The 14,186-nt window shown below is 60.6% G+C and carries 11 protein-coding genes and 1 pseudogene; 4 read left to right on the forward strand and 8 right to left on the reverse strand.

What is annotated here, in order from left to right; translation table 11 throughout:
• Positions 1–281: 281 nt before the first annotated feature.
• Positions 282–1,307, forward strand: a complete 1,026-nt coding sequence (gene uvsE, locus F8N12_RS16855; RefSeq protein WP_150581460.1) for a UV DNA damage repair endonuclease UvsE — start codon at positions 282–284, stop codon at positions 1,305–1,307.
• Between the two features lie 60 nt (positions 1,308–1,367).
• On the opposite strand, the pseudogene F8N12_RS16860 reads toward uvsE, so the two are convergent.
• The 6 genes and pseudogenes from F8N12_RS16860 to F8N12_RS16885 form a co-directional block, all read right to left on the reverse strand.
• A pseudogene (locus F8N12_RS16860) lies at positions 1,368–2,434 on the reverse strand (alpha/beta fold hydrolase).
• 396 nt (positions 2,435–2,830) lie between these two features.
• The gene (locus F8N12_RS16865) at positions 2,831–3,844 is read right to left on the reverse strand and encodes a proline racemase family protein (protein ID WP_150581462.1); all 1,014 of its coding nucleotides are present in this window, start codon (positions 3,842–3,844) and stop codon (positions 2,831–2,833) included.
• Between the two features lie 58 nt (positions 3,845–3,902).
• Positions 3,903–4,691: an ABC transporter permease gene (locus tag F8N12_RS16870; protein ID WP_150581463.1), complete on the reverse strand. Its 789-nt coding sequence runs from the start codon at positions 4,689–4,691 to the stop codon at positions 3,903–3,905.
• A complete protein-coding gene (locus F8N12_RS16875; protein ID WP_150581464.1) occupies positions 4,688–5,530 on the reverse strand; it encodes an ABC transporter permease in 843 nt (280 codons plus the stop codon). The genes F8N12_RS16870 and F8N12_RS16875 overlap by 4 nt, the downstream gene beginning before the upstream one ends.
• On the reverse strand, positions 5,527–6,585 hold the full coding sequence (locus F8N12_RS16880; protein WP_150581465.1) for an ABC transporter ATP-binding protein: 1,059 nt from the start codon (positions 6,583–6,585) through the stop codon (positions 5,527–5,529). The genes F8N12_RS16875 and F8N12_RS16880 overlap by 4 nt, the downstream gene beginning before the upstream one ends.
• A gap of 15 nt (positions 6,586–6,600) precedes the next feature.
• A complete protein-coding gene (locus F8N12_RS16885; protein WP_150581466.1) occupies positions 6,601–7,653 on the reverse strand; it encodes an ABC transporter substrate-binding protein in 1,053 nt (350 codons plus the stop codon).
• Between the two features lie 107 nt (positions 7,654–7,760).
• On the opposite strand from F8N12_RS16885, the gene F8N12_RS16890 reads away from it, so the two are divergent.
• From F8N12_RS16890 to F8N12_RS16900, 3 genes are all read left to right on the forward strand, one after another.
• The gene (locus F8N12_RS16890; RefSeq protein WP_150581467.1) at positions 7,761–8,816 is read left to right on the forward strand and encodes a GlxA family transcriptional regulator; all 1,056 of its coding nucleotides are present in this window, start codon (positions 7,761–7,763) and stop codon (positions 8,814–8,816) included.
• Between the two features lie 195 nt (positions 8,817–9,011).
• Entirely contained in the window at positions 9,012–9,626 is a 615-nt protein-coding gene (locus tag F8N12_RS16895; protein ID WP_150581468.1) for a biliverdin-producing heme oxygenase, read from the forward strand.
• On the forward strand, positions 9,623–11,872 hold the full coding sequence (locus F8N12_RS16900) for an ATP-binding protein (protein ID WP_150581469.1): 2,250 nt from the start codon (positions 9,623–9,625) through the stop codon (positions 11,870–11,872). Before F8N12_RS16895 ends, F8N12_RS16900 begins: the two co-directional genes overlap by 4 nt.
• A 55-nt stretch (positions 11,873–11,927) precedes the next feature.
• On the opposite strand, the gene F8N12_RS16905 is transcribed toward F8N12_RS16900, so the two are convergent.
• The gene (locus tag F8N12_RS16905) at positions 11,928–13,511 is read right to left on the reverse strand and encodes an aldehyde dehydrogenase (NADP(+)) (protein ID WP_150581470.1); all 1,584 of its coding nucleotides are present in this window, start codon (positions 13,509–13,511) and stop codon (positions 11,928–11,930) included.
• Positions 13,508–14,146 carry an isochorismatase family cysteine hydrolase gene (locus F8N12_RS16910; RefSeq protein WP_150581471.1) on the reverse strand — a complete coding sequence of 213 codons (639 nt, stop codon included), beginning with the start codon at positions 14,144–14,146 and terminating at the stop codon, positions 13,508–13,510. Before F8N12_RS16910 ends, F8N12_RS16905 begins: the two co-directional genes overlap by 4 nt.
• Between the last annotated feature and the right edge of the window lie 40 nt (positions 14,147–14,186).

Genomic DNA, 14,186 nt, shown 5'->3' on the forward strand with positions numbered 1-14,186 from the left:
AATGATCCTGCCCGGATGGCGAGCTTGAGCGAGCCACCGGACGTCAGGGGCGCTTGCGCTTGGTTACTTGGCGCCTTGCCAAGTGACCCGCCGTAAGGGCCGAACCAATGCCAGCCATCACCCCATCAACGGATATGTACACCCGCAAACCCAATGTCGTCAGACAAATAGCCCTGCTTTAATGAGCACAATTCATCAACAAGAACGCTGCGAAAATCGCTTGGAAAGTCTGCCCCATCCCGGTGTCTACTGCGAATCAAGCCCCACAGCCAGGACGCCCCATGACCCATCCAAGAATCGGTTTCGCCTGCCAGTTCAAGCATCCCGAGCGCGACCTTTCGCTCAGTGCGCTGAAGGTGATCGAAAGCCCGTTCAATCCGCGAACCACCACCTTGCGCTGGATGGATAGCGTCGAAGCGCAGGTGGCCCGGGAGCGCTTGCTGGAAGTGATCGCACATAACCTGGAGGCGCAACTGCGCTTGCTGGCCTACGTCGCCGAGTTGCCGCCGACCTTGCGCATGCTGCGCCTGAGCAGCGATCTGTTGCCGTTTTACAGCCACCCGAAAGTGGCCGCGTTCTACCAGGACCCGGCCATTCAAAACCAGCTCGCCGAGCGCTTCGCCGCCATCGGTACGTTGGCGCGCACGGCCGACATACGTTTGTCGTTTCACCCCGGCCAATACTGCGTGCTGGGCTCGGACAAGCCGAACGTGGTGGAAAACAGCCTCGCCGAGTTCGAATACCACGCCGACATGATCCGGATGATGGGCTACGGTCAGCGTTTTCAGGATCTCAAATGCAATGTGCACATAGCCGGTCGCCTGGGTGGCGAGGGCATCCGTGCAATCTGGCCACGGTTTTCAGAGGTGGCGCGCAATTGCATTACCTTTGAGAACGAAGAGAAAACCTACGGCGTTGACGATTGCCTGCAACTGGCCGATCTGGCTCCGGTGGTGCTCGACATCCATCATTGCTGGATCAACGAAAACGACTACATCGACCCGGATTCCCCGCGTGTGCAACGGGTCATCGACAGTTGGCGTGGCGTGCGGCCGACGATGCATTACTCGCAACCTCCGGAGCGTCTGCAGGAGTTGGGCTTCGACGCTGACCGCAAGCTGGAAATGCCCGAGTTGCTGCAAGTGGTGACCAAGCGAGACCTTTACGGCCACAGCGCGCAGATGTGGAATCGCTGGACCAACACTTACGCACAGCTGTTCATGGATCGGTTCGACATCATGCTTGAAGCCAAGGACAAGAACCTCGCGGCGCTGGCCTTCTATAAGGCGTTCGCGCCCGGAGCGTGAAGTACAAAAAAACGGCCCATCAAGCCGTTTTTTTTTGTCGCGAAAACACTCAGGCAAGCCTTACAAGTGATCCGCATCAATCACTGCTTTGGCGAACGCCTGCGGGTCTTCCTGCGGCAGGTTGTGGCCGATGCCGCCGCTGATCAGGCGGAATTCATACTTGCCGGTAAAACGCTTGGCGTAGTCCTGCGGCGCAGGATGCGGCGCGCCGTTGGCATCGCCTTCAAGAGTGATGGTCGGCACGCTGATCGATGGAGCCTTGGCAAGCTTCTGCTCAAGGGCTTCGTACTGGCTTTCACCCTGGACCAGGCCCAGACGCCAGCGGTAGTTGAACACGGTGATCTCGACATGATCGGGGTTGCTCAGCGCCTTGGCGCTGCGGTCGAAGGTAGCGTCGTCGAACGCCCATTGCGGCGAAGCCAGTTGCCAGATCAGCTTGGCAAAATCATGGGTGTTCTTCGCATAGCCGGCTCGGCCGCGTTCGGTGGCGAAGTAGAACTGATACCACCATTGCAGCTCGGCCTTGGGTGGCAGCGGATTTTGCCCGGCCGCCTGATTGCCGATCAGATAACCACTGACCGCCACCAGTGCCTTGACCCGCTCTGGCCACAGCGCGGCAACGATATCGGCTGAGCGTGCGCCCCAATCATACCCCCCGAGCACCGCCTGTTTGATTTTCAGCGCGTCCATGAAGTCGATGACGTCGCTGGCCAGTGCGGCCGGCTGGCCATTGCGCAGGGTTTTATCCGACAGGAAATGCGTGTCACCGTAGCCGCGAGCATACGGCATCAAGACGCGGTAGCCTTTGGCTGCGAGCAGCGGCGCCACCTCGTCGTAGCTGTGAATGTCGTACGGCCAGCCGTGCAACAGAATCACCGCCGGGCCATTGGCAGGACCGGTTTCGGCGTAGGCCACATCAAGTAGACCGGCCTTGACGTGCTTGAGCGCGCCGAACGGGGAAGGGCTCGAGAAAGACGTGTCCGCGTTGATCGCAGTGGGTTGGGCGGTTGCTGCGGTTTGCGCCTGGGCCACGCCGAGTACACCGAACAGGACCAATGCGAGGATTGACGAGCCGGCCAGGCGGCGGCGGGGCTTAGCGAATTTTTGTTCTGCAGTGCCGTTTTCATGCTGAAGTCTCCGATGCGAGTCAATGATCGAAGGGCTGACAGCTCCCCTTCAAACCTGGCTCCCATTTCAACCCGGCGACGTATCCGGGCTGTGTCGAATCCCCAGCCCGGTGAAAACCCATGTATCAAAATGGCCGCCATATACACACTGATACACAGCAGCATTGCCGCACAAACCTGTAGCAGCTGGTGAAGCCTGCGTCCGGCCTGAGCCGAGTTGGGATAAAGCAGTGGTAAATCAGCCAACCCGGTGAATGACCTGAACGCACAGCCTCACGACTGCTCCGTCCGAACGCGGGCGCAGCCGGACGCAGGCTTCGCCAGCTGCTACAGGGATTCCCCAGTTACAGGGCTTCGCCGGCTGCTACAGGGACCGCAGCGATAGCGGGCGTTCCATCAGTTGATCACAAACCCCGCCCCCACCGGATCGTTGCGCTCGATCACCCAGCGTGACGTGCCGAGGATGCTCGCCGTACCTTTTACAGTCGGGCGCACGGCGCGTGTGCCGTTCAGGTCGACTTCGCCCAGCAGGCAGCCTTCGAACGTGCCGCTGCCCAACAACCCTTCGGACAGAATCGGTTGGTTCAACCCGAGTTTTCCCCGGGCCTCGAACATCGCCATCATCGCACTGGTGCCCGTGCCACCGGGGGAGCGGTCGAGCTGACCGGCGCTGAAGACATGAACGTTTTTGTAGAACGCGCCTTCGATCGTCGCCGGGTGCCAGAAGGTGATGAAGTTGAGGTCGTTAATGTGCGCCTCGGTGGGGTGCTGGATCTTCAGCTGCCGGTTGATCTGGTCACGGGCCAGCAGGCCCAGGCGCGACAGTTCGCTGCCGTTGTCCGGGCTGATGCGCAGGTCACAATCGCTCAGGTCAATGATGCCGAAGTAGTTGCCGCCCCAGACCAGATCGGCCTTGAGGTCGCCGTAGCCGGGCAGTGTGATCGGGATATCCTGAGCGGCGACATAGGCCGGCACGTTTTCAAAACGGGTCCAGAGAACTTTATCGCCCTCGGAAGCAACCTCGGCCACCACCAGGCCGGCCGTTGTTTCGAAGCGGATTCTGGTGATGCCATCGGCACCGCGCGGCACCAGGCCGAGGGCGACCATCGCCATGCTCACGGCAATCGTGCCGTGACCGCACATGTGCGAATACACGCTGCCGTCCATGTAGATCAGGCCGGCGTCGAATTCGCTGCTCGATGGCGGCGTGAGAAACACGCCGAACATGTCCTTGTGGCCACGGGGTTCCTGCATCAGGGCCTTGCGCAGCCAATCGTAGTTCTGCTCGAGAAAGGCGCGCTTGGCGAGAATGCTCGAACCGGCGGGGTAGGGTATGCCGCTGTGGACGATGCACAGTGGTTCGCCTTCGGTATGGGTATAGATGACATCGAACGTGTCTTGCATGCGCATGACTGAACTCCTGACTGACGGGCGGATTTATGGCTATGTAGGGCTGGAAGTGGTCGGTTTATTTGCGTTCTGACAAAAGGTCGAGACCGATGCAGAGGTCGAGAATGATCACCGCGAGCACCACGACGATGATGGTTGCGCCGGACGCGGCAGCGATGGTCGGGTCGACCGTGTATTGCACGTAGTTGAAGAGTTTCACCGGGATGGTGTTGAGGTCCGGCGTGGTATTGAAGATCGACAGCTCGACGTTGATCCACGACGAGATGAACGCGAAGATCGAGCCGGTGACAATCCCCGGACGAATCTGCGGCAACACCACCAGAAAGAACGTCGCCCAGGGCGTGCCGCCGAGATCGCTGGACGCTTCTTCCAGCGCGCGCTGTTCCGGCGTCAACATCGACAGCACCGACCGCAACACGAAAGGCGAAATGATGATGGTGTGGCCGATCAACAAAGCCAGGAAACTGCGGGTCAAACCGAAGTAACCACCAAACTGCAGCAGCGCTGCGCCGAGCACGATGTGCGGAAATACCAGCGGTGAGGTGAGCGCCGCGAGGATCGTGGCCTTGCCGGGAAAGTCATAACGTGCCATCGCCAGCGCGGCCGGTACGCTGAGCAGCACCGCGACAAACGTCGCGACCAGGGCGAGCAGGGTGCTGGTGGCAAACGAGGCCACGTAGCTGGGGTCGCCAAGCATTTTTGCGTACCAGTCCAGCGTCCAGCCCTGCGGCGGAAAAGCCAGAAAAGAAGTGGCGGTCACGGACACGCCGAGGATCACCACCAGTGGCAGCAGCATGTAGCCGAGCACGGCCCATGACACCAGTCTGAGCAGCATTTTAGTGATCATTGATTGCTCCCCCGAATGTTGCCGACTCGCCCGGCCAGGCCGACCATGACCAGGGTGAAGATCAGCAACACCACGCTGAGCGCACCGCCGAAATTGAAATCGAAGACCGAGCTGTATTGCTGGAAGATCAGCATCGACAGCACCGAAATGCGCCCGCCGGACAACAGCGCCGGTGTGACGTAGGCGCTCGCTGCCAGGGTGAACACCATGATCGAGCCAGAGATGATCCCCGGCATGGTCAGCGGCAAGACCACGTGAAAGAACGTTGATCGCGGGCTGGCACCGAGGTCCTCGGAGGCTTGCTCGAAAGCCGGGTCGACTTGCGCCAGGGCATTGCCGGCGGCGAGCACGATGAACGGCAGCAGGATGTAGACCATGCCGATCAGGATGCCGAGCTCGGTGCCGAGGAAACGGATCGGCGTGTCGATCAGGCCGGTTTCCATCAGACTCTGATTGACCAGTCCCTTGCGCCCCAACAGCACCATCCAGCCGAACGAACGGACGATATTGCTGGTGAACATCGGCACTACCAGCAAAATCACACAGGCCCGGCGCCACGCTCGCCACTTGACCACGCGCACCAGATACCAGGCCAGCGGATAACCGAGCAGCAAGGAAATCAGCGTGGTCAGCGCGGCGATGCGGAAGGTCACCAGAATCACGTCCCAGTGATACTGATCACCCAGCACGCGGATGTAGTGTTGGAGGGTGAAGGTTTGATCGGCACCCTGGGTCAGACTGGCGAAGATCACCACAGCGAAGGGCGCCAGAAAGAACGCGGCGAAAAACCCCAGAGCGCCGAACAGCATCAACGCCGGAGCGATAACCTGGCGTTTCATAGCGGTTCACCAATCAAGTGCAGGTGCGCTGGATTGAAGCCCAGGCGCACGCTGCTGCCAGTCACCAGGTCGGCGCGCGGAAAACCCATGGTCCGCGCAACAATGGCTTGCCCATCGATCAGGGTGTGCACCAGGGTATGACTGCCGACGGTAACGATATCGGTGACAATACCGTTGATTTCACAGGCACGATTGCTCGATGCATCCAGCACTTCCAGATGCTCGGGACGCAGTACGGCGACACCGCGCGGCAGCAGGTCTTTTGCCGAATTGACAATGGGTGTGTGGCCGATGCCCAGGCGAATCTCGCCATTATCGCTGGCTTGATAAGCGATCAGGTTGGCCTCGCCGATAAAATCAGCGACAAAACGGGAGGCCGGTGCGCTGTAAATCTCGCTGCAGGCCCCGACCTGTTCGATGCGGCCAGCATTCATCACCACGATGCGGTCGGCGATGGTCATCGCTTCTTCCTGATCGTGGGTGACAAAAATGAAAGCAATCCCGAGTTTGGCCTGCAGATGCTTGAGCTCCAGCTGCATGCGCTTGCGCAGTTTCATGTCCAGCGCCGACAGCGGCTCATCGAGCAGCAGCAGTTTCGGTCGATTGACGATGGCGCGGGCCAGGGCTACACGTTGTTGCTGGCCACCGGACAATCCGCGAGGAAATCGCTCTTCCAGGGTTTCCAGGCCGACCATGGCCAAGGCTTCCCGCGCCTGTTGTTTCGCTTCAGTGCGGTTGACACCCTGGCGGCGCGGGCCGTAGGCAACGTTTTCCAGTACGGTCATGTGCGGAAACAGCGCGTAGTTCTGAAACACCGTGTTGAGCGGTCGACGGTACGGCGGCAGGCGACTGACGTCCTGACCTTCAATCGCGATGCTGCCTGAGTCAGGCTGCATGAAGCCGGCAATCGAGCGCAGCAGGGTGGTCTTGCCACAGCCACTGGGGCCGAGCAGCACGATGAATTCGCCCTGCTCGATGTCCAGGTGGATGTTGTCCAGCGCCTGGAACGGCCCAAAGCTTTTACAGACGCTATCGATGCTCAACAAAACTGACATTGCAGACCTCTTGAGCTAGTTTTTGGCGGTGACTTTGCGATTCCAGTCGTTGGTTACGCTGGCACGCTGGGCGTTGATCTGGCTCCAGTCGAACAGCCGCAGGTTGTCGATCGAACCGCCCACGCCCCAAGGCAACTTGCGCGCCACGTCGTCCGCCACTTCGACGCCTTTTACCGCTGGCCCCAGGTACAGCTTGCCGGCCAGGCAGGACGCCGCTTCCCTGGTCAGTGCGGTATTGATGAACTGCTCGCCGGCCTTGCTGTTCTTTGCACCCTTGATCAGGTGCAGGCGCGCATCGGTGGCCCACGCGCCTTCCTTGGGAATGGTGAAAGCGATCGGTGCGCCCTTGTCGATCAGGTCCCAGGCGCCGACGTTGAAATGCGCGCCGATAATCGCTTCGCCGCTCTGGAAAGCATTGGTGGCAGCACCCGAACTGTCGAAAAACAGGGCGGTGTCGAGTGCGCCCAATTTGCTGTAGAGGGGGTCGAGGTTTTTGCGATCGATGCCCCAGACGTCCGCCATGAAAAACACGAACGGCACCCCGGAGGAGTTAGCCGGCGAGGGCAGGGCGATGGCGCCCGCATATTCCGGATTCCACAGGTCTTTCCAGCTGGTGGGCGCTTCCTTGATTTCCTTGGTGTTGTAGGTCAGGCCCAGGGAATAGAAACCGCTGCTGACGGCGAAGGTATGACCGCCCTCGGCGTAGACCGCTTTTTCCTGGACGTTTTTCAGGTTGGGAATGGCTGCGGCATCGAGGTCAGCGATAACGCCGGCGGCGTAGGCCAGCTCGCTGATGCCACCGTCCATCCACGCCACATCGATGGTCGGGCTGGATTTCTGTTGCTGGAGTTTCGCCAGTGTGGTGGTGGAGGTGCCGACTTCTGCTGCCACAGCGATGCCGGTGGCCTGCGTGAAAGGTTCTGCAACACATTTAAGGAACGCTTCCCCCCAGTTGCCGCCGTACAACGCAACCGTCAGTTTTTGCGGCTCAGCCAGCACGGCGGGTGAGGAGATGCAGCCGGTAACCAAAAGAGCAGCGGTGATTTTCTTGCCTGTCTTCAGTTTCATCGTGTGTCCCCTGGGGCATTGGTGGACGGTTCCCCTTCGTTGCATCTTGCTCGTATCGGCGATTCGAGCGCTTGCACGTCGGGGCCTTAAAGTTGAATAGTTAGGTCATGCGCACAATTCCTCCGATCCAACTGCACCACCCCCTGCCTGACTCGTTCGATGGCGAGCCGGGAGGACGTGCGCAACTGTCTATCGGACTGGTACTGCTCGACCAATTCACACTGGCCGCGTTTTCCGGTTTTGTCGATGTGCTGCGCTTGTCTGCCGACCTGGGCGGTGGCAGCCGGCAGATCCATACCGCGTGGCGGGTGATGAGTGTCGACGGCTTGCCGCGCACCTCCAGCGCTGGAATCAGCCTGGAAGTGTCCGGCGGGCTCGCGCAGGACCTCGATGAATTCGATTACGTGGCCATTTGCGGCGGCAATGACTACCTCAACACTCATCTGCCCAATAATCTGCGCGACTGGCTGCAGCGCGCAGCCAGGAGCCGCACACGCTTGCTCGGGATTTGCACGGGCACCTTTGCCCTGGCGCAGGCGGGCGTGGTCGGTAGCCGGGCGGTTTGCGTGCACTGGAACGTGCTGGACGCGTTTCGCGCCCGTTTCCCCAAGACGCCGGCAGCAGTCGATCATCTGTTCATCGACGAAGGCGACCTGATCACCTGTGCCGGGTCAACGGCGGCCATCGACCTGGGTTTGTATCTGGTGGCCCGCCATTGCGGGCGCGAAAAAGCCCAGCAGGCGGTGCGGCACATGATGTTGCAGGGCATTCGCCAAGGGCGACAGCCGCAGGCGCATTTCTACGCCAATCTGGCAGACATCAAGGACGAACGAGTGCGCCAGGCGGCGCATTACATCGAGCAACGCATGGACAGCTTGCCGACACTCGATGCCATTGCCCGTTATGTAGGGCTCGGAAGACGCCAGTTGACCCGGGCCTTTCAGCAGGCACTGGGACTGTCGCCCATGGAGTTCCAACGCTCGCTGCGGATCGAGTATGGCGGCTGGCTGCTGACCAACAGCCACAGCAGCATTACCCAGATCGCCCTGGATTGCGGCTTCTCCGATGGCGCGCATTTTTCCCGCGAGTTTCGCAGCCGTTTCGGCGTGTGCCCACGCGAGTATCAGCGTCGGCAACTGCCTGGCGTGCAACCTGTCGATTGAAGATTTGCCCCGTTTATCGGCCCCCGAGTGGAATTTTATGCCGCTGTTCGACTCAGAGCAAAAAGGAAACAGCTCGCAGGAATGTACACACCCAGTCAGGTTTTTTTTACCGACCTCCTGTTCCTGTGTACCATTGCCGGCTGACTTTCCCCCCCTTATGGCCGTGATGAGGCCCGACCGCTAGAGCTCACATACATGCAATCAAAAGGCCGCAGCGTCGGTGTTTCGTTAGTCCTTCAACATTTGCGTGCGCAAACCGCGCCCCTGCACATCGCCCTCGAAGAACGCCTGCCATTTTTCTCCCCCGTGCTGGACCGTGATCATTATCAGCGACTGCTCCAGGCTTATTATGGTTTTTATCAGCCTCTGGAAAAACGTCTGCAGGATAGCCATAAGGTGCCCGCCGATTTCGTTCTCACTGAACGACTCAAAACCTCCACCCTGCACGGCGACCTGCTGGCATTGGGGCTGACCGAACGCGAGATCGCAGATCTGCCGCGGTGTCAGTCCTTGCCGGTGACCGACTCAGCCGAAGCCTGTCTGGGCGTCCTTTATGTACTCGAGGGCGCTACGTTGGGCGGTCAGATCCTGCGTCGCGAAATCGCTGCGCGGCTTAATCTGGACGCTACCAATGGCGCATCTTTCCTTGATATTTACGGTGATGCCACGGGCCGACGCTGGCGTGAGTTCATCGACTACATGGCCAATATCCCACTGGAATCTGCCGCGCGGCAGACGGTGGTAAACGCCGCCCAAACGACATTCGCCTGCTTCGAAAGCTGGCTGGAAAGCACCGAGGTATTGCTATGACGCGGTTGGACAAAGATGCCTTTGAAGAACTGCTGGCCAATTGTGACAACGAACCGATTCGTACGCCCGGTGCCATCCAGCCACACGGCATGTTGCTGACGTTGTCCGAGCCCGACCTGCGCATTGTGCAGGTCAGCGCCAACGTCGAAACCTTGCTCGGCCAGGCGCCGCAGGCCGTGCTGGGTGCGACGCTGGATAGGCTCATCGGCGACGTCTATGCGCACGAGGTCGAGCAGGCCGCGCAGCAGGACAATCCACTCGACATCCCCGGCCTGTATTTCACCCTCAATGGCGCAGAGTTCGAAGGTTTCGTCCATCGGCACGAGGGTGTGCTGGTGCTGGAACTGGAAGTTCAGGCCAGGCCGGCGCAATCCTTTGTTGACGGCAAAGGCAATAACCTGGGGCGCATGCTGCAGCGTCTGCAAGCGGCGAAGACTTTGCAGGCGTTGTACGAAATCAGTGTTCAGGAAATCCAGACGATCACCGGTTACGATCGCGTGCTGATCTACCGCTTCGAAGAAGAGGGCCACGGGCAGGTCATCGCCGAGGCGACGTCGCCGTCCATGGAGGTGTTCCAGGGGTTGTTTTTCCCGGCGTCGGACATCCCCGAACAGGCTCGCGAACTCTATCGCACCAACTGGCTGCGGATTATTCCCGACGCGGATTACCAACCCGTCCCGCTGGTGCCAAAACTGCGACCGGACACCGGCCAGCCGCTGGATTTGAGCTTCGCCAGCCTGCGCAGTGTGTCGCCGATCCACTGCCAGTACATGAAGAACATGGGCGTGTTGTCCTCCATGAGCATCTCGTTACTCAAGGGCGACAAACTTTGGGGCCTGATCAGTTGCGGCAATCGCCAGCCGCTGCACGTGCCGCACGAATTGCGCAGCGCCTGCCAGACTATCGGCCAGGTCTTGTCGCTGCAGATCAGCGCCATGGAAGCACTGGAAATCAGCCGCCAGCGCGACGAGAAGGTCGAAGCGCTGGCGTTGCTCAATCAGGCGATGGTCGATTCGCTAGAGACGGTGTTCGACGGTCTGGCCCGGCACCCGGCGACGTTGATGGCACTGACCGGCGCCGGTGGCGTGGCGATCATCGAGGACAACCAGTTGCACCGCTACGGCAACTGCCCCGAGCCGGAACAAATTCGCGCGCTGCACAAATGGCTGCAATTGTCCCCACAACCGGTGTTCTCCAGTCACGAGCTGTCGCGGGTGTATCCGCCCGCAGCGGCCTTTGCGCAAGTTGCCAGCGGCGTGCTCGCGATGAGCCTGCCCAAGCCGGTCGACAATGGCGTGCTGTGGTTCCGCCCGGAAGTGAAGGAAAACATCAGCTGGAGCGGCGATCCGGAAAAACCGCTCAACCTGGAAGATTCCGACACGGGAATGCGCTTGCGGCCGCGCACCTCGTTCGAGATCTGGAAGGTGGAGATGGCCGGAATTTCCACCAGGTGGAGCAACGGCGATCTGTTTGCGGCCAACGACCTGCGACGTTCCGCGCTGGAGTCTGATCTGGCCCGTCAGGTTGTGCGCGAACAGCGTGCGGTGCAGGCCCGTGACGATCTGGTGGCGGTGGTTTCTCACGACTTGCGTAACCCGATGACGGTTATTTCGATGCTCTGCGGCATGATGCAGAAAGCCTTCAGCTCTGAAGGGCCGCACACCTCGCGGCGCATCAGCCGCGCCATCGACACCATGCAGCAAGCGGCAGGGCGGATGAACACACTGCTTGAAGACTTGCTCGATACGTCGAAGATCGATGCAGGACGCTACTCCATCACGCCGCAGCGCATTGCCGTCGAAGAGATGTTCGAAGAGGCTGATTCGCTGCTGTCGCCGCTGGCGATGGACAAGGACATCGAGATTTCTTTCACCGCCGAACCGCAGCTCACCATCCATGGCGATCCCGAGCGGTTGTTTCAGGTGCTCTCGAATCTGGTCGGCAACGCGATCAAGTTCACCCCGCGCAACGGCAAGATTGGTGTCGCCGCCATGTCGGCGGGTGATGAAATCGTCTTTAGTGTGAGTGACACCGGCGAAGGCATCCCGGAGGATCAGCTGCCGCACGTGTTTGACCGCTACTGGACAGTCAAGGAGGGCAATCCCACCGGCACGGGGCTCGGACTTTACATCACTCAAGGCATTGTCAGAGCGCATGGCGGGCGTATCGAAGCGCAGAGCGAAGTCGGGCGTGGCACGGAGTTTCGCTTCACCGTGCCGAAGCCGGACCACGTGGCGGATCTGTAGCCGCCACGTTGCCCGCGAAGCCCGCCTCACATGCAGCTTCGCGGTTTCGCAACGGCTAGAGGACGTGTTGCGGTGTATCGCCGTCAATGCTGCGCGTCAACCGCAGCGGATTGTCCTGGCGCAACGCTTCGGGCAGCAGCTCATCCGGGAAGCCCTGATAGGCGACCGGACGCAAAAAACGCTCGATCGAGGTCATGCCGACTGAGCTGAAACGGCTGTCGGAAGTCGCCGGGAAAGGGCCGCCATGCACGGTGGCAAACGTCACTTCCTGCGGGTGGGCGAAAGCGTTGACGACAATGCGTCCGGTGCGTCGCTCCAGAATCGGCAACAAGCGTCGGGCGAGTTCCAGGTCAGAGTGCTCCAGATGCATGGCGGCGCTGAGCTGACCTTTCAACACACGGGCAACCTCGAGCAATTGCGTTTCATCGTCGACCGTTACCAGCAATGCTGAGGGGCCAAACACTTCCCGGGCCAATGCAGGTTCGCTGAGGAAGCGTTGCGCGTCGACCTCAAGCAATGCCGAGCGACCGTCGAAGTCGGCCTGCCCCGGGCCGCCCACTGCCACAAGGCTGGCACCGACATTTTCCTGCGCCACCAGCCCTTTGACATAGGCCGCCTGAATAGCCGGCGTCAGCATCGTGCGCGCCGCGGCGTCTCCAACGCGTTTGATCATGGCCGAGCGCAGCGCTTCCAGCCCCGCACCTTTGACAGCAATGATCAACGCCGGTCGCAGGCACGCTTGCCCGACGTTGACCAGCATGCGCTCGATGAAACCGTCGCCAATCAGCGCGCCGCGTTCCGCCAGCGCATCGGGCAGGATGAAGGTCGGGTTGACGCTGGCCATCTCGGTGAATACCGGGATTGGTTCGCGGCGCAGTTGCGCACGGCGGTACAACGCCATGCCGCCTTGCTCGGAACCGGTGAAGGTCACCGCCTTGATCAGCGGATGATCGACCAACGCTTCGCCGATCGCATTGCCACTGCCGCGCACCATCGAAAAAACGCCCTCGTGTAAACCGTGCTTCTGCACCGCGTTACGAATCGCCCGCGCCTGGATTTCCGACGCGCCCGGATGGGCGTTGTGCGCCTTGAGGATGACCGGTGCGCCGGCAGCGAGTGCCGAGGCGGTGTCGCCGCCGGCTACCGAGTAGAAAATCGGGAAGTTGCTCGCGCCGAAAATCGCCACCGGGCCAATCGCGATTTTCTGCAGGCGATGGTCCATGCGCGGCCGTGGCTGACGATCAGGCTGGGCCGGGTCGATGGCCAGTTGCAGAAAGCGGCCCTTGCGCACGACGTCGGCGAACTGACGGAACTGGGTCGCGGATTTGCCCACTTCACCTTCGAGCTGAGCCTGGGGTAGTCCGGTTTCCAGCGCGGCGCGGGCAGCCAGCGCAGTGCTCACGCTGTCGAGATTGTCGGCGATGCTGTCGAGGAAGGCTGCCCGTTCGGCCAGGGACGTGTGGCTATAACTGTCGAACGCGGCGTCGGCCAGCGTCGCCGCCTGGTCGACTTGCAGTGTGCCGCCCAAGGCAAATTCAGGGCCGATCAACTGGTTGCTGGCAGGATTGAGCGCGCGCATCGTGCCGTCGCTGGTAGCGACATCCTGGGCGCCGATCAGCAGGTGGCCAGTGAGGTTCATTGCGCGGCCCTCGACTGGTTTAACGCACTGATCAAATCTTCGCTGCTGACGATCGAATGAGCGAACGTCGGGCCGTTGAGTTCATGGGCAGCGTGCATCATTTCGGCCTTGAACGCGGCGGTCGCGTCGCGCACGAGCGTTACGTGGTACCCCAGTTCCGTGGCGTAGCGAGCGGTGGCCTCGATGCAGGTATTGGCCAGCAAACCAACGATGATGACGTGGGTGATGCCTTTTTGCTTGAGACGAAAATCCAGGTCAGTGTTGGCGAAACCGCTCGAACCCCAGTGTTCCTGAACCACGATGTCGCCCTCTTGCGGGGCGAAGTCCGGATGCCATTCGCCACCCCATTCGCCCTTGGCGAAATGGTGCATGTGCATGATTTTGCACTGAGTCGGGCTTGGGTGATCCCAGCCTTCGTAGTCGCCTTTTTCCCAGCGATGATGCGGTACGATGACCACCGCAATGTCCAGGGAACGCACGGCACGGTCGAGTTTGCGCAGGTTGTCCAGCAGGTTGACTTGTTCAGCGATCGGCTTGAGCAGGGGAAAAACCTTGCCGCCCTCCGACAGAAAATCATTGTACGGATCGACCAGCAGGTAAGCGGTTCTGGCGAGCGGATAGCGAATTGCCGACATGATGACAGTCTCCAGCAAAATGAAGGATCGGTGCGGGGGC

The sequence above is a fragment of the Pseudomonas fluorescens genome (assembly GCF_902497625.1).
GTDB classification, from domain to species: Bacteria; Pseudomonadota; Gammaproteobacteria; order Pseudomonadales; family Pseudomonadaceae; genus Aquipseudomonas; species Aquipseudomonas fluorescens_BQ.

Bases quoted from the DNA above. Each gene is read 5' to 3' on its own strand.
- uvsE (WP_150581460.1), top strand. From the start codon at position 282: ATGACCCATCCAAGAATCGGTTTCGCCTGCCAGTTCAAGCATCCCGAG.
- F8N12_RS16865 (WP_150581462.1), bottom strand. From the start codon at position 3,844: ATGCGCATGCAAGACACGTTCGATGTCATCTATACCCATACCGAAGGC.
- F8N12_RS16870 (WP_150581463.1), bottom strand. From the start codon at position 4,691: ATGATCACTAAAATGCTGCTCAGACTGGTGTCATGGGCCGTGCTCGGC.
- F8N12_RS16875 (WP_150581464.1), bottom strand. From the start codon at position 5,530: ATGAAACGCCAGGTTATCGCTCCGGCGTTGATGCTGTTCGGCGCTCTG.
- F8N12_RS16880 (WP_150581465.1), bottom strand. From the start codon at position 6,585: ATGTCAGTTTTGTTGAGCATCGATAGCGTCTGTAAAAGCTTTGGGCCG.
- F8N12_RS16885 (WP_150581466.1), bottom strand. From the start codon at position 7,653: ATGAAACTGAAGACAGGCAAGAAAATCACCGCTGCTCTTTTGGTTACC.
- F8N12_RS16890 (WP_150581467.1), top strand. From the start codon at position 7,761: ATGCGCACAATTCCTCCGATCCAACTGCACCACCCCCTGCCTGACTCG.
- F8N12_RS16895 (WP_150581468.1), top strand. From the start codon at position 9,012: ATGCAATCAAAAGGCCGCAGCGTCGGTGTTTCGTTAGTCCTTCAACAT.
- F8N12_RS16900 (WP_150581469.1), top strand. From the start codon at position 9,623: ATGACGCGGTTGGACAAAGATGCCTTTGAAGAACTGCTGGCCAATTGT.
- F8N12_RS16905 (WP_150581470.1), bottom strand. From the start codon at position 13,511: ATGAACCTCACTGGCCACCTGCTGATCGGCGCCCAGGATGTCGCTACC.
- F8N12_RS16910 (WP_150581471.1), bottom strand. From the start codon at position 14,146: ATGTCGGCAATTCGCTATCCGCTCGCCAGAACCGCTTACCTGCTGGTC.